This is a genomic window from Streptomyces sp. NPDC059454 (assembly GCF_042749965.1).
Classification (GTDB): Bacteria; Actinomycetota; Actinomycetes; order Streptomycetales; family Streptomycetaceae; genus Streptomyces.
Genome location: NZ_JBHYVC010000006.1, coordinates 185,598 through 203,935, shown reverse-complemented (window position 1 = coordinate 203,935; position 18,338 = coordinate 185,598). Strand labels below are relative to the sequence as shown.

The window sequence follows — 18,338 nt, the reverse complement described above, 5'->3', positions numbered from 1 at the left end:
TATGCCCCCGCTCGGACATCCGGGGTGCCGGGTCCCCCCACAGGGCGTGAATCACTCCCGAGGTAGGTTCCGGCGGGGACCTTTTCGGTCCCGATCGCCAGGAAGGACGAACGATGGCCGAGACCGTGACCAACTGGGCGGGCAACATCACGTACGCCGCCGGGGAGCTGCACCGCCCGCACAGCCTGGACGCGCTGCGCGCGCTGGTCGCCGGGAGCGCGCGGGTGCGGGCCCTGGGCAGCGGGCACTCCTTCAACGAGATCGCCGAGGCCGGTGCGGACGGCGTCCTGGTCTCCCTGGACGCGCTGCCCCCGCAGGTGGACGTGGACACGACGGCCCGGACGGTACGGGTCGGCGGTGGGGTGCGCTACGCCGAGCTGGCCCGGCAGGTGCACCGGCACGGGCTGGCGCTGGCGAACATGGCGTCGCTCCCGCACATCTCGGTGGCCGGCTCGGTCGCCACCGGCACCCACGGCTCCGGCGTCGGCAACGGTCCGCTCGCCTCGTCCGTGCGCGCGGTGGAGCTGGTCACGGCGGACGGCTCGACGGTGACCGTGACGCGCGGCGACGAGCGGTTCGGCGGCGCGGTCACCTCGCTGGGCGCGCTCGGTGTCGTCACCGCGCTCACCCTGGATCTGGAGCCGGCCTTCGAGGTCGAGCAGCGCGTGTTCACCGAGATGCCGCTGGAGGGACTGGATCCCGCCACGTTCGAGAAGGTGATGTCGGCGGCGTACAGCGTGAGCCTGTTCACCGACTGGCGGGCGCCGGGCTTCCGTCAGGTGTGGGTGAAGCGGCGCACCGACCAGCCGCTGCCGGACTTCCCCTGGGCGCCCGCGGCGACCGAGAAGATGCACCCGGTGCCGGGGATGCCGGCGGTGAACTGCACCGAGCAGTTCGGGGTGCCGGGGCCCTGGCACGAGCGGCTGCCGCACTTCCGGGCGGAGTTCACCCCGAGCAGCGGGGCGGAGCTGCAGTCGGAGTACCTGATGCCGCGGGAGTCGGCCGTCGGCGTGCTGCGGGCGATGGACGGCATCCGGGAGACGGTCGCCCCGGTGCTGCAGACCTGCGAGGTGCGCACCGTCGCCGCCGACGACCAGTGGCTCAGCCCTTCCTACGGCCGGGACACGGTGGCCGTCCACTTCACCTGGGTCGAGGACACCCGGTCGGTGCTGCCCGTGGTGCGGCGGGTGGAGGAGGCGCTGGCGCCGTTCGGGGCGCGGCCGCACTGGGGGAAGGTGTTCACCACGCCGGCGGCGGAGCTGCACGCCCGCTACCCGCGCCTGCACGACTTCCGGGCCCTCGTCCGTGACCTGGACCCGGCGGGCACGTTCACCAACGCGTTCGTCCGGGACGTCCTGGGCGACTGAACGCCCGCCGGCCCTGTCCGGACTTCGTCCAGCCCCTTTCCGAACCCCTTGTCGAAAGGTCCGCCTCCCCATAGCCTTGCCGCGCGCCGGTGCCCGGTCGGCCCGGCCCGGCAGGGATGGGGGCAGCCCGGTGAAGCGCACGTCGCGGGACATCCGTACGGCCAACCGCTATCAGGTGCTGCGCCAGATCATCGCCGCGTCGCCCACCTCCCGGCAGGAGCTGGCGGCCGCCACGGGGCTCAGTCTCGCCACCGTCGCCACACTGGTCGGGGAACTGCTCGACCTCGGCATGATCACCGAGGTCGGTTTCGAGGACTCGGCCGGCGGCCGTCCCCGGGGCCTGGTGGCCGTCAACGCGCCGGGGGGCGCGCTGATCGGCGTGGATCTCGCCGAGACCTACGTCCGGGTCGAGCTGTTCGACCTGGCGCTGAACGTGCTGGCCCGCGCCGAGGAGGGCATGCGCCCCGGGGAGAGCCGGCCCGAGCAGGTCGTGGGGCATGTGGCCACGACGGTGGGATCGGTGGTGGCGCGGGCCGGGGTGGAGGGCGCGCGGGTGCTCGGGGTCGGGGTGAGCGTGCCGGGTCAGGTGGACCGGGACACCGGTGTCTGCGCGTACGCGCCGAACTGGGACTGGCACGACGTCCCCCTGCTCGACCTGCTCGCGGACCACATCGCCTGCCCCCTGTACCTGGACAACCCGTTGCGGGCCTGCGCGGTGGCCGAGCTGTGGTTCGGGGCGGCGCGCGGGTACGGGGACGCGGTGGTGGTGAACCTCGGGACCGGGGTGGGGGCCGGGCTGGTGCTGGGCGGCGGGGTGCACCGGGGGGTGAGCAACAGCGCCGGTGAGTGGGGGCACACCACCCTCGTCCTGGACGGCCGCCCCTGCCACTGCGGCAACCGGGGCTGTGTGGAGACGTACACCGGCGCGCCCGGGATCATGCTGAACCTGCGGGAGCTGAGCCCGGACAGCCCGCTGCTGCGCCCCGGCGACCAGACGGCCACCATCGACGCGCTGGCCCGGGGGGTGGGCGCGGGCGATCCGGTGGCGGTACGGGTGCTCGGGCACACCGCCCGCTGTCTCGGCGCCGGGATCGCCGGTCTGGTCAACCTCTTCAACCCGGAGGTGGTCGTGCTCAGCAGCTGGGTCGCGGCCGCGTTCGGCGAGCCGCTGCTCGATGAGGTGCGGACGGCCGTCGCCCGGCACGCGCTGCGCCGCCCGCTGGCCGCCACCCGGATCGTCCTCTCCCCGATCCCCACCGATCCGGTGTGTCTGGGAGCGGCGACGTTCGCACTGGAGGGCGCGCTGCAGTCGGCCGGGAAGGGCTCCGGGAGACGTACCGCCGGCAGTCGCCGGTGACTCCCGGTCCGTCGGTCGCCGTTCGTCGTCACGAACGGACCGCGACGCTTCGCGCAGGCTTCGCCCCACCCCTTGCCGAAGTATCTGCCGAAGGGTGACGTCCCGCGCACCGCAGGTCCTTGAACACCATCCGCCGTAAGCCCCACTCGGGACAAGGACGTCGACATGCCGACATCGAGCGACAGCACAGGGGACCACCGACCAGCACTCCGCGCCGTCCTGGGCCTCGCCGCCGCCGGCGGACTCACCGCGTGCGGCGGCAACGACGGCCGCGGGGGCGGCTCCGGATCACAGTGGTTTCACCCGCTTCCTGTCCCGGCAGTACTTTCCGGGGTTCCCCGCTGGAGGGGAACCAGCGGTCGAGCACGACGAATTCGCGCCCGTACCAGGCGCACTTGTACTTCGGCACCATGCGAAGATCCCGGCCTGAAGGCCGGGGTGGCCACGAAGAAGCTCCGATGACCGACCAGACCGTCGACTTCCATGGCTGAGCCAGGACCGATCTAGGAGACCCATGTCATTGCGCACCCCGGCGACCGGCTACGTCGAGGACGTCTCCCCCGGCCGCGGGACCCTGCCCCCGCGCGCCTGGTACGCCTCCTCCGACGCGGCGTCCCTCTCCCTGAACGGCGATTGGCGCCTGCGGGTGTCCGCCACCGCGGACGCCGAGGACGACTCGTTCGCCGTGCCCGGCTACGACGCCGGGGACTGGGCGGAGGTGACCGTGCCCGGCCACTGGGTGCTCCAGGGCCACGGCGCGCCGATCTACACCAACCACCTCTATCCCTTCCCCGTCGATCCGCCGCACGTCCCCACCGAGAACCCGACCGGTGACCATCTGCGCGTCTTCGACCTGCCCGGCGACTGGCCGGGCGAGGGCGACGCCGTGCTCCGCTTCGACGGGGTGGAGTCCTGCGCCCTGGTGTGGCTGAACGGCACGGAGCTCGGGGAGTTCAAGGGCTCCCGGCTGCCGCACGAGTTCGCGGTCGGGCACCTGCTGAAGCCGTCCGGGAACGTCCTCGCGGTCCGGGTCCACCAGTGGTCGGCGGGCTCGTACCTGGAGGACCAGGACCAGTGGTGGCTGCCCGGCATCTTCCGTGACGTGACCCTGCTGCACCGCCCGGCAGGCAGCGCCGGCGACTTCTTCGTGCACGCCTCCTACGACCACGTCACCGGCGCGGGCACCCTGCGCGTCGACTCCGACACCGAAGGGCGGGTGGTCGTCCAGGAGTTGGGCATCGACGTGACGGCCGGAGAACCGGTCACCCTCCCGGTCGAGCCGTGGACGGCCGAGACGCCCCGGCTGTACGACGGGGTGCTGGTGACGGCGGGCGAACGCGTCCCGCTGCGCATCGGCTTCCGTACGGTCGTCGTCGAGGACGGCCTGATCAAGGTGAACGGAACGCCCCTGCTCTTCAAGGGCGTCAACCGGCACGAGTGGCATCCGCGCCGGGGCCGCGCGCTGGACCTCGGCACCATGCGCGAGGACGTGCTGCTGATGAAGCGGCACAACGTCAACGCGGTCCGCACCTCGCACTATCCGCCGCACCCGGCCTTCCTCGGCCTGTGCGACGAGTACGGGCTGTGGGTGATCGACGAGTGCGACCTGGAGACCCACGGCTTCGTCGAACAGGACTGGCGGGACAACCCCGTCGACGACGACCGCTGGACACCGGCCCTGCTGGACCGCGCCGCCCGCATGGTCGAGCGGGACAAGAACCACCCGTCGGTCGTGATGTGGTCCCTCGGCAACGAGGCCGGCACCGGACGCGGACTGACCGCGATGGCCGACTGGATCCACGACCGGGACCCCTCCCGTCCCGTGCACTACGAGGGCGACACCGGCTGCCGCGACACGGACGTGTACTCGCGGATGTACCCGCCGCACGAGGAGGTCGAGCGGATCGCGCGGGGCCTGGACGGCGGCACCCGCCGCAGGCGCGAACTGCCCGTGATCCTCTGCGAGTACGCGCACGCCATGGGCAACGGCCCCGGCGGACTCACCGAGTACCAGGAGCTGTTCGAGCGGTACGACCGGCTCCAGGGCGGCTTCGTCTGGGAGTGGATCGACCACGGTGTCGAGCATCCTGAGCTGGGCTACGCCTACGGCGGTGACTTCGGGGAGGAGCTGCACGACGGCAACTTCGTCTGCGACGGGCTGCTGTTCCCGGACCGCACGCCGTCACCGGGGCTGATCGAGTACAAGAAGGTGATCGAGCCGGTCCGGATCGAGGCGGGCGACGCGGACGGCACCGTACGGGTGACCAACCGGTACGACTTCGCGGACCTGGCCCATCTCACGTTCGAGTTCTGCCACCAGGTGGACGGTGAGCCGACGGGGGCCCACCGGCTCACCGTGCCGCCGCTCGCCCCCGGGGAGTCGGCGGAGGTCAAGCTGCCCGAGGCCCCGGACGGCGGCGGCGAGGAGGTCCAGTGGTCCGTGCGCGCCCTGCTCGCCGAGGACGGGTCCTGGGCCGGCAAGGGCCACGAAGTGGCCTGGGCGCAGCGGACGGTGGCCCGCCGCGCCCCGCTGCCGGCGGCGACCGGCGTGCGGCCCTCCGTCGACGGTGACCGGATCACGCTGGGACCGGCGGTCTTCGACGCCCGCACCGGCGCGGTGCGCACGCTCTCCGGTGTGCCGGTGAGCGATCTGCGGCTGGACGTGTGGCGGGCGACCACCGACAACGACGACGGGGCGACCTGGCAGACGGACACCCGGTACGGACCGCTCTGGCGCGAGCTGGGCCTGCACCGCATGCGGCACCGGCTGGACGCGGTCGAGACGGACGGTGACGCGCTGACCGTACGGACCCGGGTGGCGCCCGCCGGCCGGGAGACGGGCCTGCGGACGGCGTACCGCTGGACGTCCGACGGCACGCGGGTGCGGCTGACCGTCTCGGTCGTGCCGGAGGGCGACTGGCGGGTGCCGCTGCCCCGGCTCGGCATCCGCTTCGGCCTCCTCGGGGTCACCCCCGAGGACGCCGTCTTCTGGTTCGGCGGCGGGAACGAGTCGTACCCGGACACCCGGGCCGCGTCCAAGGACCTGCTGTGGGACGCGAGCGTCGGGGAGCTCCAGACGCCCTACGTCCGCCCGCAGGAGAACGGCGCCCACGCGAACGTGCGCTGGGTGGAGATCGGCGGTCTGCGGGCCGACGGCGACCCGGAGTTCTGGTTCACGGCCCGGCCCTGGACCACCGAGCACCTGGACGCCGCCCGCCACCGCACCGACCTCGTCCCCGGCGACACGGTCTGGGTCAACCTGGACCACCGGCAGCACGGCATCGGCTCGCAGTCCTGCGGTCCGGGCCCGCTGCCCCGGTACTACCTGTGGCCCGGACCTGCCGAGTTCTCCTTCGTCTTCTCGGAGCCGCGCGACTGACGGGGCTCAGTGGTCCGCACAGCAGGGCGTGGGGTCCGGGACCTCGAACGGCACGAGGGTGCCGCCCAGGGCCGGGGTGGCGGCGAGGACGAGTTCGTCCCGCTGCCACTGCGGCCGCACGTGGTCGCGGGTCACGATGCGTGTGTCCGGGCCGGGTGGCTCGGGCGTGCCCAGGACCGTCACGCGGGCGATCGCGGAGCCGGCGAGCAGCTCCGCGACGGTCAGCGTGCCGGTGAGCGCGGAGACACCCGGATAGAGCACCGCGCGCCCCACCTCGTCGGGCAGGCCCGGGGAGACGGCGCCGTACCCCGCGAGCCGCTCCCGGAGGGTGTCCGGGAGCGGCCGCGAGGGCAGGGACAGGGACACGACGACGCGCGGACGGTCGTCGCGTACCAGGTGGGTGCAGCCGAACGTGTCCTCGGAGAGGACGAGTTCGGCTGCCATCCGGTGCAGCAGGCGGTCGGCGTCGAGCAGGTCCCCGATGCCCGCGTCCACGGTGAGTGCGTGCGGCGTCACGACGGCAGGACCCACACCGGGTTGGTGTAGAACCACAGGTCGCGCCACGGGTCGGCGTCGCCGACGACGTCGAGGGCGGGGCCCGCCGGGTCGACCCGGGCGCCCATCGCGCCGACGGCGGACCGGTTGCCGTCGGTGCCGCGCAGCCGGACGTACACCGGGCGGTCGACGCGGCCGAGGTCGAAGGTGACCCGGACGGTGCCGGTCGTCTTGTCGACGTCGTACGACCGGACGACCTTCGCCGTGGGCGCGGTGAACGTGTCCTTGTCGGCGACCGGGCCGGTGACATCGCCCTGGATGACGTCCACGCGGGCGAGCTTGGGGATGAACCCCGCCCAGTTGGCGCCGCCGGCGAGGGCGATGTCCGCGGTCAGCGTGACCTTGGTGCCCTTGCGCACGTGCAGGGCGCCGCCGAGGGTGGCCCAGCGGCTGCCTCCGGAGACACGGACGTCGAGGCCGCTGATGAGCTGGCCGTGGTCGACCCAGATGCGGCCGGCGCGGATGCCGTCCATGACGGCGGCGTAGGAGAAGCCGTCGGAGCCGACGTGGGTGCGGCTGTACTGGCCGGGCCAGTAGTCGCCCTGGGTGGTGTCGATCTGACCCGCGTAGACGGGGTTGGGGTACCGGCCGTCGGTGTTGAAGTCGCCGCCCGTGCCGCGTGCGGCGGTGTCGGCGTACACCTGGTGGGAGTCGGAGTTGGCGGTGATCCACCAGGGGCGGCCCTCGGCGAGGAGGCTGTCCCAGAGGCCGCCGACGGTGGCGGTCATCCAGTCGAAGCCGCCCCAGGTGCGGTAGCTCTCCAGCGGGTAGCCGGAGAAGGAGTTGGCGCCGGGGTTGTTGTCGTAGATGCCGCGGGCGCGGCCCATGCCCAGCGGCTTGGGCAGGCCGGCGGCCTGGTGGCCGGGGGCGCCCTCGAAGCCGACGGCGATCTGGGGGTTCGTGCCGGTGGCGTCCCGCCAGGCGCGGATCTCGTGCGGGGAGTCGACACCGCGCCGCGCCGGGTGGTTGGCGAGCATCAGGGCGTCCTTGACCTTGCGCCGTCTCACCTGGTCGGCGAGAAAGTTCAGACCGGCGACGGCGAGGGCCTCGTTGGCGGGGGTGGAATCGGAGGCGCCCTTGACGCTGCCGTCGTAGTCGGTCTCGAACTGCTTGAGGACGGACACCTCGCCCGGGCCCGGGTGGACGAAGACGGTTCCGTGCTCGGCGGCCGGGATGTTCCACTCCAGGCCCTGGAAGACGAGGGTGTCCTCGTAGGCGGCGCGGGCCTCCTTGATGTCCGGGTTGACCTTGTCGACGCCGATCTTGGCGTGGGTGGTGCTGCCGTGGTCGGTGATGACCAGCCAGTCCATGCCGTGCTTGGCGCCCTGGCGGACCTGGTCGACGACGCGGTACTTGCCGTCGCTGCTGTACTGGGTGTGGATGTGGTGGTCACCGGCCAGCCACAGGAAACCCTTGCCGTTGCCCTTGCCGCGACGGCTGTCGCCCGCCGCGTGCGCGGGCGTGGCCGCACCGGCGCCGGCGGACAGCACAGTGCCGGCCGCGAGGCCCGCACCGAGCAGCCCGGCCCGGCGCAGCAGCGTGCGGCGGGACTTCTGCTCGGGGTTCAGCGCCTCGTCGGGCACGGAGGTGTCGAAGGCGGCGGGCAGCGGGGCCGTCGTCTCGTGCTGGTGGTCGTGTCCGTGATGGTGGTGATGGTGTCCGTGTGCGTGCCCGTGACCCATGGAATGCCTCCTCGATACCGCGGCGCGACGACGCCGCCTGTGGAGGATCAAGGAGGCGCATGAACGTTGAACAACTTGCAGATGAGCGCCGCATGCCCCGGACACGGCGGCTCGCGCACATGTGCTCGGTAGGCTGGGCGCTTCCTGTCGGGTTTGATTCGGAGGCTTCCATTCCGCGCGCCGGACTCACCACCGACCGTCTCGTCGCGGCCGCCGCCGACCTCGCCGACGAGGCGGGCTACGAGAACGTCACCCTGTCCGCGCTGGCCCGGCGCTTCGGAGTGAAGGACGCGAGCCTCTACGCACATGTGCGCGGCCTGCGGGACCTGCGCACCCGGATGGCCCTGCTGGCCGGTGGCGAGATGACCGACCGGATCGCGGCGGCGGTCGCCGGACGGACCGGCGAGGAGGCGCTGGCCGCCTTCGCGAACGCCTACCGGGAGTACGCCCTGAGCCACCCGGGCCGTTACGCCGCCATCCAGCTCCCCCTGGACCGGTCCCTGGTCGCCGGCTCCCCCGCCCTGCGTCGCACCGCCGAGCTCACCTACGGCCTGCTCCGGGCGTACGGCCTGCGGGAACCCGGCCTCACCGACGCCGTACGCCTGCTGCGCAGCACCTTCCACGGCTACTGCGCCCTGGAGTCCGCCGGCGCCTTCGGCGACCCCCGGGACGTCCGGGCGTCCTGGGACGCAGCGGTCGGGGCCCTGCACATCGCTCTTGTGAACTGGCCCCGTGCTTAAGCAAGTTGACCGTCGGACGCGCGTGTCGGGTGTGAGACGGCGAGAACAGCGGTACGGACGTTGAGTCGGAGCCGATTTCCTAGGATGGGATCTTCAGGGAGAACCATGTGCCGCCGCCCGCGGGGAGGGAGCGCTCCATGTCTCGACAACGCCTGGGGCGCGACCCCTTGAGCCCTGTGCGCCCCGCCCCGCCGCCCGCCGGGCCGGACGGCGGGGCGTCCCGTCCCGTACGGTTCGTGGGCTGGCTCGGCGGGCTCGGCTGCGTGGCCGCCGGGTACGGGGTGTTCCAGTTCCTGTTCCAGGTGCTGCCCGACTCCCTGGGCGGGGAGGCGGCGAAGTACCTGGTCTCCTCGGTGAGCGGGGCCGGCACGGCGCTCGCCGCGTGGCTGGCGGCGGCGCTGGTGCGCGCCCGGACCGCCGGATCCGCCCCCGCGGCCACCCCTCCGGGGCCCGTCACCGGCCCCACGCCCGGCCCGCTCCCCGATGTCCTCGCGTCCGCGTACGACACCCTGGTCGCACAGGTGTCGGTGGTCGACGACCCGGACCGGGGGCGGCTCACCGGCTGGTCGCACTCCCTGGGCGAGAGCGGTCCCTCCCGCCCCACGTCCGTCGGCACGGCGTACGGGCTGCAGACCCTGCTCGACCTGGGCATGACCGACGGCCGGCTGGTGCCGGGCGAGCTGGTCGACACGCTGTGGCGGCTGCGGCTTCCGGGCGGTGGCTGGTCGGCCCGGTCGCAGGGGGCCGAGGCCCGGCCCGAGGTGACCGCGCTGGTGCTGGGCGCGCTGGCCCGGGCGGGCGTGTCACCCGAGCGTCTCGCCCGGGAGGTGGACCGCTGCACGACCGCGTTCACCCCGGGACTCGACCGCGCCGGACGGGAGTCGACACACGTGGTGACGACGGTGCTGCGCGGGCTGCTGCGCGCCGCGCCCCGCGGCGGCGCCCTGCCGCCGCTGCGCGAGGCCCTCGTCGACGGGGCGATCAGCGACCCCGCCCGTGACCGTCTGCGCTGCTGGGGCTACCGGCTGGACGCGCCGTACGGGCCGCCGTCCCCCTGCACACCGCGCAGGCGGTGGTCGCCCTGGAGCGTGCCGCACGTGTCCTGGGCGAGAACGCGGGCGTGCGCGCCGCCCGTGAGGACGGCGTGCGCTGGCTGCTGTCCTGCCCCGACGCGCCGCACCACGCCTGCCTGGACCTGGAGAACCTGCGCGAGGAGGTGCGCCGGCCCCGCCCGGACGATCCCGCGCGCCACGAGGTGCTGAACGTACGGCACTTCACCGCGACCTGGATCGCGCGGGCCCTGCTCTCCCGGGGCGCGCTGGAGGTCGCCCGGCAGGACGGCCTGGAGGAGACGTGGCGGGAGCTGGTGGACGGAGCCGTCGCCGCGGTGCGGTCGGGGCAGCGGGACGGCATCTGGTCCTGGGGCCGGGGCGGCAGCACCGAACTGCGGCACCCGATGTGGATGACGTACCAGGGCCTGTCGGCGCTGCGGGCGCACGCCCTGTGGACGTACCGGCCGGACGAGCGGTGAGGGAAGGGATGGAGCACATGGGGGGTCGGCGGGTTCCGGCGGCACGGCGGTTACTGGCCCGGACACTGGACGGTGAGCTGCCCGAGCGGGACCGGGTGGCCGCGGCGGGCGCGGTGGTCGCGGAACTGGGCGCCGACGACCGGCTGTTGGAGCTGGTCACCGAACTGGCCTGCGGCGAGGGCGATCTCGAGGGCCGCGCCCGGCTGTCGTACCGGCATGTGCTCGGCTTCGACAAGCTGCTGCTGGTCGACGCGGGTCCGCGGCACATGCTGCGCGTCCACCTGTGGCACGCGGGCGCGGGCGGCACCGGCAAGGAGGACATCCACAACCACCGCTGCGCGCTGGCCTCGCACATCGTGCGCGGGCGGCTCTGCATGGAGTTGTACGAGGCGGGCGGCGCCGGTGGTATCGAGGCGACCCGGTACGAGGAGTCCCTGGCGGACGGATCGGCCGACTGGCTGCTGACCCCGGCGGGTCCGGCGCGGCTGCGGCTGTCCCACACCGGCCGCTACGCGGCGGGGAGCACCTACGCCCTGCCCGCGCACACCCTGCACCGCGCCTGGTGCGACACACGGGCGCCGACGGTGACGCTGTTCCTGGAGACGGGAGCCGAACGGCGGCGGCACACCGACGTGTTCACGGCGGCGGGCCCGCACGCGGGAGCGGTGCCCAAGCAGCCGCTGGACGTGCCGGGCTACCTGGCCGCGCTGAAGGGTCTCGCGGAGCTGCTCAGGAGTCCGTGAGGGCCTGGCGTACGACGTCGAGGTTGTAGTCGTCGATGTCGACGCCGGACAGCTCGGACGGGTGCAGCCAGGCGTGGGCCTGGTCCGGCAGGGGGAGCGTGATCCGGTCCGTCAGCGGGCGGACCAGGAAGTTCTCCTGCCAGTTCTTGGTCTCCCGGCCCCGGTAGTCGCTGACGAAGGACGACTCGCCCACCTTGCGCACGATCTCGCCGAGCAGGCCCGTCTCCTCCTTCAGCTCGCGCAGCGCGCCGTCGCGGGCGTCCTCGTCGGGTTCGAGTTTGCCGCACGGGACGCCCCACACCCGGGGCAGGAATTTCTCCGCCGCGCTGCGGCGCACCAGGAGCACCCGCCCCTCGTCGTCCCTCACGACCGCTGCCGCCAGCCGTTTCTCGCCGGGGATGTCCATGTCCATGGCTCCTCGGTCCCTCGCCGGAGATGAGTCCAAAGGGTCTGATACCCGCGAAAGCGTCAACCGTACCAGGGTCATGCCTCATCGGCTCGTCCGCTCAGCTTCTGGATCTCCTCGTACGACGGTGCCGTGCCCTCCGGTTTCCGGCCCGCCCTGATGTCGGTCGCCGTCTCCAGCGCCGCGCCCAGGGCCCGCCGGTACAGCAGCGAGCCGAGGCTGATACGGCGGACGCCGAGGTCGGCGAGGTGGGGCACGGAGGGGCCGGTGGGCGAGTAGAGGATGTTGAGGGGGACGCCGGCCAGGCCGCGCACCAGGGCGGCGATCTCCCGGGAGCCGGTGAGGCCGGGCACGAACACGCCGTGCGCGCCCGCCCGGAGATAGGCGTCGAGGCGGCGGGGGGTGTCCTCGCCGTCGCCGAGCCAGTACGTGTCGGTGCGGGCGTTCACGAAGAGGCCGGGGGCCGCCGCCCGGACGGCGGCGATCTTCGCGGCGTGCCGGTCGGCGGGCCCCAGTCCGTCCTCCAGGTTGATGCCGGCGGCGCCCAGCGCGTACAGCTCACGGGCCAGTTCGGCCACGTCGTCGGGGTCGTCGCCGAAGCCGCCCTCCGCGTCCACGGAGAGCAGGAACGGTCCCGAGCCGAGGGTGAGGGCGAGCCGCAGTGTCTCCTCGCGGGTGGCCGCGGCCCCGTCGGGCAGGCCGGCCGCCGCGGCGACGGCCAGGCTGGTGGTGCCGACGGCCCGGAAGCCGTGGGCGGCGAGGAGGAAGGCGGAGGCGTGGTCCCAGGCGTTGGGCAGCAGCAGGGGTTCGTCCGCGTGGTGGAGGTCGGCGAAGGCGGTCACGACAGGTCTCCGACGGCATCCGCGTAGTAGACGGACTCGGTGAGGTGACGGGCGAGTTCGCGGAAGCTCCAGCCCTCGCCGGGCGAGTCGTCGAGCTGTTCGTCGGTGAGCGCGTCGAGGCGGTTGGCCCAGACGCGGGCGAGCCGGGTGAGGCGGCTGCGGGCCTCGTCGAGGTCCTGCGGGGTGAAGGGGGCGAGGTCCGCCTCGGTGGTGATCAGGGAGGCGTGCCAGTGGTCGGGCTGGGGGTCCTCACCGGCGAGCCGGGCCTCCAGCTCCGCGAGATGGTCGACGAGGTGGTCGGCGACGCGGCGGATCGCCTTGTGCGGGGTGTGGACGCGGCCGTCGACGTGCGCGGGTTCGCCGTCCCAGCGGGTCCAGGTGGCGGCCAGCGCGAGGACGTGGTCGACCATGCCGGTGACGGCCGTGGAAGGGGTACCGGTCTGCGTGTTCTCGTTCATGCGGCCACGCTAGGAGCGGGACGCTTCGGTGCCGGCCGAACTGTCCGGGCGTGAAGACGTGAAGTCGTGAAGTCGGGCCTGGGGCGCCCCGGTTCCGGTCGGAGCGCCCCAGGGGTTTCATCCCACCCTGACTGTGCCCTTGGGCACCAGACGCAGGTTCAGCAGTTCTTCGCGGACCAGGTCCGCGTACACGGTGGCGCCGTGCACGGAGGTGTGCGTGTTGTCCCGTTTCTCGTTGTAGAGGTACAGGGCCTTGGAGCCCTCCACCCCGAGGGACTCCACCACTTCCTTGGTCCGCGCGGTGAGGTCGATCAGCGGGACGTCCCGGTCGGCGGCGACGGAGCGGATGACGGCCGGGTGGTCGACGCCGAGCCCGTTGACCAGCAGGGCGGTGGTGTTGTCCAGGGTGCCGTCGGTGTTGAACCAGCGCCGCACGACCGGGGTCACGAGGACGGGCTCGCCGCCCCGCTCCCGCACGCCCGTCACCAGGGTCTCCAGGTTGGCCCGGTAGGTCGCCCCGTCGGTGGTCTTGTCGTTGTGGGCGAGCTGGATCAGGACGAGGTCGCCGCGCCGGATCAGTGACCGGACGGTGTCCCAGAGGAGCGGGTTCCCGAGATAGCTGACCGTACTCTCCCCGGAGTCCGCGTAGTTGGCCACGGACAGCCCCTTGCGCAGGTACTGGGGCAGTCGCTGGCCCCAGCCGGAGTACGGGTCACCGGGCTGGTCGCAGACCGTGGAGTCGCCGACCAGGAGGATCTGCCGGGCGTGCCGGGCCGGGGTGACCCGGATGCCGGCGAGCGCGGGCGCGGTTCCGCCGACGGTGAGGTCGAGTCCGGGCGCGCCCCCGGCGCCGAGGGGTTCCCCCTCGGGTGTGCGGACGTTCACGGTGAAGCTCCGGACGACACGTTCCCCGGCCGGTGCGGCGGTCTCCGGGAGCAGGGCGCGCCGGGTCTCGCCGCCGATGGCGGTGCTGGACGCCCGGTCACCGCCGAGGGTGACCCGCACGTCGTAGGTGCCGGGCGGCAGGTCGAAGTGGCAGGCGGTGGCCGTGCAGTTCTCGATGCCGGGGGCGGGCGGACGCCCCTGGTGCCGCTGTGCCTGGGCCGGTACGGCCGACAGGCCGATGCCCAGCGCCACGGCCGTCGTCATGGCGGCCCGGCCGAGCGTGCGGCCCGGTCTCATGTCCCGCGTGTCCACTGCTGGTTGGTCCCTCCGTTGCAGGTGTACGTGATGAGCGCCGCCGAGTTGGCGGTGGAGCCGCCGTTCACGTCCAGGCACTCGCCGGTGGCGCGGGACATGACGTTGACGTAGGAGCCCGTGGTGGTGACGGACCACTGCTGGCCGGTCGCGGAGGCGTCGCAGTTCTCCTGCGTGACCGTGCTCGCGTTCTCCCGCACGCACAGGCTGCTGCCGCGGACCACCAGCTGGTGGTAGCCGCCGCCGACGGGCTTGAACCAGTACTTCTGGTTGCCGCCGCCGTTGCAGTCGTACTGCTTGATCTGCGCCCCCGGCCACACCGACTGGCTGGTCACGTCCGCGCACTTACCGCTGTGCCGCGCGATCAGCGTGTGGTATGTGGCGTTGGTGCCGGTGACCGTCCCGGCGGCCGTGTCGAGGGTGACCTCGGGCGACCAGGACATCGACATCGACGTGGACGACGGGAAGGTCAGCGGCAGCCACACGTACCGGGAGTCGTTGACGGTCCCGCCGAAGGAGTTGCCCCAGCGGTCGCCCAGGTACAGGTACGAGGTGCCGGAAGTCCCCTGCACCGGCAGGACGTACGCGGTCTGGGAACCGAAGGCGGTCGAGTCGCCGACGTCGCGCATCGCCGACCAGGGGCCGGAGAGGCTGGTGGCGGTGGCGTACTGCTGCTGGTTGGGGCTCCAGCCGGTGGCGCCGGAAGTCAGCATGAAGTACACGCCGTTCCGCTTGAACAGGGCCGGGGCCTCGCGGTGGCCGCCGGGCCAGGGATTGGCGACCAGGCCCGCGATGCCGGTGTGGTCGGCGGTGAGCCGGTAGATGTGCAGGTCGTAGTTCTCGCGGGCGGCGGAGACCATGTAGCCGGCGCCGTCGGTGTCCGTGAAGACGGTGATGTCGCGGGACATGTGCTGCCCCAGCGGCCGGAAGCTGCCCCGCCAGGTGTAGTCCCCGTCCACGGTGTCGGAGACGGCGACGGCGGCGCGGGCCTCGCTGTAGTCGCTGCCGTTCTCCTTGTGCATCCACATCACGAACCGGCCGGTGGACGCGTTGTACATGACCTTGGGCCGCTCGATGTTGGCGGTGGCGAGTTCCGGGTGGCTCGCCTCGGTCAGCACATGGTTGCGGAACTCCCAGTTCTTCAGGTCGGTGGAACGGTAGGCGTCCACGGAGCGGAAGGTGTTGTCGGCGTTGCGGTGCTCGCCGAACCAGTAGTAGTACGCGCCGACCTTGAGGACACCACCGCCGTGGGCGTGTACGGGACTTCCCGAACGGTCGGTGAACTGCGTGCCGTTGACGATCGTCTGCGGGGCGGCCTGCGCGGGCCCGGCGGTGGCCAGGGAACCGGCGAGCGCGAGACAGAGTGCGAGCAGTACGGCGTGGGCACGTCTCATGTCACGCCCCCTCGGTGTCGGCCACGGGGACGCCGAAGTCGGGGGTGCCGTCCGCCTTCCAGCCGAGTTTCTGGACGCGGGTGTGGCGGTTGGGGTCGTCGAGCGGGTCGCCGGTGATCTCCTTGTACTGGCGGGCGTGGTAGACGAGCACGTCGGTGCGGCCGTCCTCGGCGACGGTGAAGCAGTTGTGGCCGGGCCCGTACTGCTCGGTGGTGTCGTTGCTGGTGAAGACGGGGACGGGCGACTTGGCCCAGCTCGCGGGGTCCATGAGGTCGCTGTCCTCGTCGGCGGTCAGCAGCCCCACGCAGTAGTGGTGGTCGGTGGCGCTGGCCGAGTAGGTCATGAACAGCCGGCCGTTGCGGTGCAGCACGTACGGTCCCTCGTTGACGGCGAAGCCGATGCGCTCTCAGTCGTACTCGGGCGTGGAGAGCCGTATCTGAGACCCTGTCAGGGTCCAGGGGTCGGCCATCTCGGAGAGCCAGACGGCGGTGTTGTTGTCCATGCCGGGTTCGTGCTGGGCCCAGGCGAGGTAGCGGGTGCCGCGGTGGGCGAAGGTGGTGGCGTCCAGGGAGAAGGTCTCCCACGCGGTCCTGATCCGTCCCTTCTCGACCCAGGTGCCCTTGAAGGGGTCGGGGTGGGCGTTCTCCAGCACCCAGATGCGGATCGCCCACACGTCCTCGGCGGGCGCGGCGGCGAAGTAGACGTACCACTTGCCGGCGACCCGGTGCATCTCCGGCGCCCAGATGTGGGCACCCATGTCGCCGGTGGGGTGCGCCCGCCAGATCACGGCCTCGGCGGCACTCCCGAGCCCGCCCAGGGTACGGGAGCGGCGCAGGACGATCCGGTCGTACTCGGGTGCGGTGCCGGTGAAGTAGTAGAAGCCGTCGGTGTGCCGGGTGATGTGCGGGTCGGCGCGGTGGGGGACGAGCGGGTTCACGTACGGGGCTGCCTTGATCGGCGTGGCGGCGTGGGCGGCGGCGGGGGTCGCCGTGGCCAGGGCGCCCGCGGCGAGGGCGCCCTTCAGCAGGAGTCTGCGGGCGGGGGGCGGGTGGGGCAGGTCGTCGGCGGCGCGGCTCATGCGGTCTGCCTCTCGTGGGGGAGGACGATGCCGTTCGTGGTTTCGAACCGCATCTGACATGACGAACGCCGACAAGGTAAGGGCGTGTCAGAGGGAGGTCAACGGGTCCGGCGCGGCGCACCGGTCACGGCTGTGCCGGCCCGGCGGCCCAGCCGGTGGCGGCCACCACTTCCCGCGCGATGTCCGTGACGGTCCGTCCGTCCGTCACCACCCGTACCGTCCCCGCCGGGGCGTGCCGGTCCAGGAGCCGCGCCTTGCGGGCGCTGCCCTCCAGCTCCCGCTCCAGCTCGGAACCGAGTTCCCGGCCCGCCAGCCGCTCACGGGCGGTGGCGTCCGACGCGGTGAGCAGGACGCGTACGATCCCCGCCCCGGCCCCCAGGGCACGCTCGAACATGCCCGTCTGCTCGGGCAGCACGCTCACGGTGTTCGTGTAGATCAGGCGCCGGTAGCCACGTCGGGCGAAGTTCGCCCACACGGCGGTCAGATTGCTCTCGGTGATCTCCGAGCGGTGGGGGTCCCCCTCCGGCGCCGGATGCACCTGCCCCATGAAGTCGCCCTCGATGACCGCGTGGGAGACCGCCTCGGCACGCAGCAGCGCGGAAACCTCCCACGCCACGGTCGTCTTGCCGACGCCGGCCCGTCCTCCGATGAGCAGTGCTTCCGCCTGATCCATGCGGGCAGCCTGCCAGTCGGCGGCCACGCCCCGCGATCCGATACGAGCCGCTCGGGGCAGGGACGACCCGTCACGGCCACTTCGCCGGGAGCTTCAGGCCACCAGGGGCGTGAAGGTGTCCATCCGGTCTCCCTCGGGCCCCACCACGCCGTAGGTGTCCTCGGGGACGGCGTTCCAGGCGCCGGGCAGGTCGCCCAGGGGCTCGGAGACGATGAGACGTGCCTCGTCGGACATGTCCTGCAGGAAGGCCAGGTCCGGGTGGAGGGAGCGCAGCGTGTCCACGCGGGTGCTGTAGAAGAGCGAGCGCGATTCCTTCTGGCTGGAGTAGCGGAACGCCCACAGGCGCACGCCGTCGGTCACCGAGACCGTCATCTGCAGCGGGAACTCCACGCCGTGCTCGTGACCGACGCGTTCCACCAGGCCGGCCATCCGGGCGACGGCACCGGGCGGATCCTCCTCCAGGCCGAAGGTCAGCGACAGGTAGAACATCATCTCCGAGTCCGTGGACCCCTCGACGTACGGGAACAGCTCCGGCTCGACGGCCAGCGCGAGGTCGCGCCTGACCAGGTGGAACTCGGCGATCGCCCCGTTGTGCATCCACATCCAGCGGCCGTGCCGGAACGGGTGGCAGTTGGTCTGCTGCACCGCGGTGCCGGTCGAGGCCCGGATGTGGGCGAAGAAGAGCGGCGAGACGACGTGCTCGGCGATCTCCCGCAGGTTGCGGTCGCTCCACGCCGGTCCGATGTCCCGGACGACGGCGGGGCTGTCCTTGTCCGGCACGTACCAGCCCACGCCGAACCCGTCGCCGTTGGTCGTCTCGACGCCCATCTTGGCGTGCAGGCTCTGGTCGATCAGTGAGTGGACCGGCCTGTAGAGGATGCTGTCGAGCAGGATGGGGGTGCCCGAATAGGCGAGCCAACGGCACATGTCCACCGC

General features: G+C 72.6%; 16 protein-coding genes and 1 pseudogene. 7 read left to right on the top strand and 10 right to left on the bottom strand.

The annotated features are described in order from the left end of the window. Positions 1-113 precede the first annotated feature (113 nt). The 3 genes from ACFXAE_RS06680 to ACFXAE_RS06670 all read left to right on the top strand — a co-directional run bounded on the left by ACFXAE_RS06680 (position 114) and on the right by ACFXAE_RS06670 (position 6,103). Complete coding sequence (locus ACFXAE_RS06680; RefSeq protein ID WP_384709004.1) at positions 114-1,367, top strand: D-arabinono-1,4-lactone oxidase; 1,254 nt, start codon at positions 114-116, stop codon at positions 1,365-1,367. Positions 1,368-1,497: 130 nt separating this feature from the next. Beyond that, entirely contained in the window at positions 1,498-2,724 is a 1,227-nt protein-coding gene (locus ACFXAE_RS06675) for an ROK family transcriptional regulator (RefSeq protein WP_384709001.1), read from the top strand. A 514-nt stretch (positions 2,725-3,238) separates the two neighbouring features. Then, the gene (locus ACFXAE_RS06670; protein ID WP_384708998.1) at positions 3,239-6,103 is read left to right on the top strand and encodes a glycoside hydrolase family 2 TIM barrel-domain containing protein; all 2,865 of its coding nucleotides are present in this window, start codon (positions 3,239-3,241) and stop codon (positions 6,101-6,103) included. A 6-nt stretch (positions 6,104-6,109) separates the two neighbouring features. Here ACFXAE_RS06670 and ACFXAE_RS06665 read toward each other — a convergent pair whose 3' ends face one another. Together ACFXAE_RS06665 and ACFXAE_RS06660 are read right to left on the bottom strand one after the other, a co-directional pair. Beyond that, a complete protein-coding gene (locus tag ACFXAE_RS06665) occupies positions 6,110-6,619 on the bottom strand; it encodes a hypothetical protein (protein ID WP_384708995.1) in 510 nt (169 codons plus the stop codon). Further along, complete coding sequence (locus tag ACFXAE_RS06660) at positions 6,616-8,340, bottom strand: PHP domain-containing protein (RefSeq protein WP_384708992.1); 1,725 nt, start codon at positions 8,338-8,340, stop codon at positions 6,616-6,618. Before ACFXAE_RS06660 ends, ACFXAE_RS06665 begins: the two co-directional genes overlap by 4 nt. A 170-nt stretch (positions 8,341-8,510) precedes the next feature. Here ACFXAE_RS06660 and ACFXAE_RS06655 point away from each other — a divergent pair, with 170 nt between their 5' ends. From ACFXAE_RS06655 to ACFXAE_RS06640, 4 genes are all read left to right on the top strand, one after another. Continuing rightward, positions 8,511-9,080: a TetR/AcrR family transcriptional regulator gene (locus ACFXAE_RS06655; RefSeq protein ID WP_384709074.1), complete on the top strand. Its 570-nt coding sequence runs from the start codon at positions 8,511-8,513 to the stop codon at positions 9,078-9,080. Positions 9,081-9,217: 137 nt separating this feature from the next. Beyond that, positions 9,218-10,342: a hypothetical protein gene (locus ACFXAE_RS06650; protein WP_384708989.1), complete on the top strand. Its 1,125-nt coding sequence runs from the start codon at positions 9,218-9,220 to the stop codon at positions 10,340-10,342. Continuing rightward, positions 10,297-10,611: a hypothetical protein gene (locus ACFXAE_RS06645; RefSeq protein WP_384708986.1), complete on the top strand. Its 315-nt coding sequence runs from the start codon at positions 10,297-10,299 to the stop codon at positions 10,609-10,611. The genes ACFXAE_RS06650 and ACFXAE_RS06645 overlap by 46 nt, the downstream gene beginning before the upstream one ends. Positions 10,612-10,628: 17 nt before the next feature. Beyond that, positions 10,629-11,354, top strand: coding sequence for a hypothetical protein (locus ACFXAE_RS06640; protein ID WP_384708983.1), 726 nt, complete (start codon positions 10,629-10,631; stop codon positions 11,352-11,354). Here the strand turns inward: ACFXAE_RS06640 and ACFXAE_RS06635 are convergent. From ACFXAE_RS06635 to ACFXAE_RS06600, 8 genes and pseudogenes are all read right to left on the bottom strand, one after another. Beyond that, positions 11,341-11,766 carry an NUDIX hydrolase gene (locus ACFXAE_RS06635; RefSeq protein ID WP_384708980.1) on the bottom strand — a complete coding sequence of 142 codons (426 nt, stop codon included), beginning with the start codon at positions 11,764-11,766 and terminating at the stop codon, positions 11,341-11,343. The genes ACFXAE_RS06640 and ACFXAE_RS06635 overlap by 14 nt on opposite strands. A gap of 71 nt (positions 11,767-11,837) precedes the next feature. Continuing rightward, positions 11,838-12,602 carry an isocitrate lyase/phosphoenolpyruvate mutase family protein gene (locus tag ACFXAE_RS06630; RefSeq protein ID WP_384708977.1) on the bottom strand — a complete coding sequence of 255 codons (765 nt, stop codon included), beginning with the start codon at positions 12,600-12,602 and terminating at the stop codon, positions 11,838-11,840. Further along, complete coding sequence (locus ACFXAE_RS06625; protein WP_384708974.1) at positions 12,599-13,060, bottom strand: hypothetical protein; 462 nt, start codon at positions 13,058-13,060, stop codon at positions 12,599-12,601. Before ACFXAE_RS06625 ends, ACFXAE_RS06630 begins: the two co-directional genes overlap by 4 nt. A gap of 117 nt (positions 13,061-13,177) precedes the next feature. After that, the gene (locus ACFXAE_RS06620; RefSeq protein WP_384708971.1) at positions 13,178-14,242 is read right to left on the bottom strand and encodes a rhamnogalacturonan acetylesterase; all 1,065 of its coding nucleotides are present in this window, start codon (positions 14,240-14,242) and stop codon (positions 13,178-13,180) included. Next, complete coding sequence (locus tag ACFXAE_RS06615) at positions 14,239-15,651, bottom strand: RICIN domain-containing protein (RefSeq protein WP_384708968.1); 1,413 nt, start codon at positions 15,649-15,651, stop codon at positions 14,239-14,241. The genes ACFXAE_RS06620 and ACFXAE_RS06615 overlap by 4 nt, the downstream gene beginning before the upstream one ends. Position 15,652: 1 nt before the next feature. Then, positions 15,653-16,729, bottom strand: a pseudogene (locus ACFXAE_RS06610) (family 43 glycosylhydrolase). A 124-nt stretch (positions 16,730-16,853) separates the two neighbouring features. Further along, positions 16,854-17,402 carry an AAA family ATPase gene (locus ACFXAE_RS06605; RefSeq protein ID WP_384708964.1) on the bottom strand — a complete coding sequence of 183 codons (549 nt, stop codon included), beginning with the start codon at positions 17,400-17,402 and terminating at the stop codon, positions 16,854-16,856. A 93-nt stretch (positions 17,403-17,495) separates the two neighbouring features. After that, positions 17,496-18,329 (bottom strand): class II glutamine amidotransferase, encoded by an 834-nt coding sequence (locus tag ACFXAE_RS06600; RefSeq protein ID WP_384709071.1) that lies wholly within the window; start codon positions 18,327-18,329, stop codon positions 17,496-17,498. Positions 18,330-18,338: the final 9 nt, after the last annotated feature.

Coding starts and splice junctions, on each gene's coding strand:
- ACFXAE_RS06680 (WP_384709004.1), top strand. CDS start 114: ATGGCCGAGACCGTGACCAACTGGGCGGGCAACATCACGTACGCCGCC.
- ACFXAE_RS06670 (WP_384708998.1), top strand. CDS start 3,239: ATGTCATTGCGCACCCCGGCGACCGGCTACGTCGAGGACGTCTCCCCC.
- ACFXAE_RS06620 (WP_384708971.1), bottom strand. CDS start 14,242: ATGAGACCGGGCCGCACGCTCGGCCGGGCCGCCATGACGACGGCCGTG.
- ACFXAE_RS06635 (WP_384708980.1), bottom strand. CDS start 11,766: ATGGACATGGACATCCCCGGCGAGAAACGGCTGGCGGCAGCGGTCGTG.
- ACFXAE_RS06600 (WP_384709071.1), bottom strand. CDS start 18,329: ATGTGCCGTTGGCTCGCCTATTCGGGCACCCCCATCCTGCTCGACAGC.
- ACFXAE_RS06650 (WP_384708989.1), top strand. CDS start 9,218: ATGTCTCGACAACGCCTGGGGCGCGACCCCTTGAGCCCTGTGCGCCCC.
- ACFXAE_RS06640 (WP_384708983.1), top strand. CDS start 10,629: ATGGGGGGTCGGCGGGTTCCGGCGGCACGGCGGTTACTGGCCCGGACA.
- ACFXAE_RS06615 (WP_384708968.1), bottom strand. CDS start 15,651: ATGAGACGTGCCCACGCCGTACTGCTCGCACTCTGTCTCGCGCTCGCC.
- ACFXAE_RS06605 (WP_384708964.1), bottom strand. CDS start 17,402: ATGGATCAGGCGGAAGCACTGCTCATCGGAGGACGGGCCGGCGTCGGC.
- ACFXAE_RS06625 (WP_384708974.1), bottom strand. CDS start 13,060: ATGAACGAGAACACGCAGACCGGTACCCCTTCCACGGCCGTCACCGGC.
- ACFXAE_RS06660 (WP_384708992.1), bottom strand. CDS start 8,340: ATGGGTCACGGGCACGCACACGGACACCATCACCACCATCACGGACAC.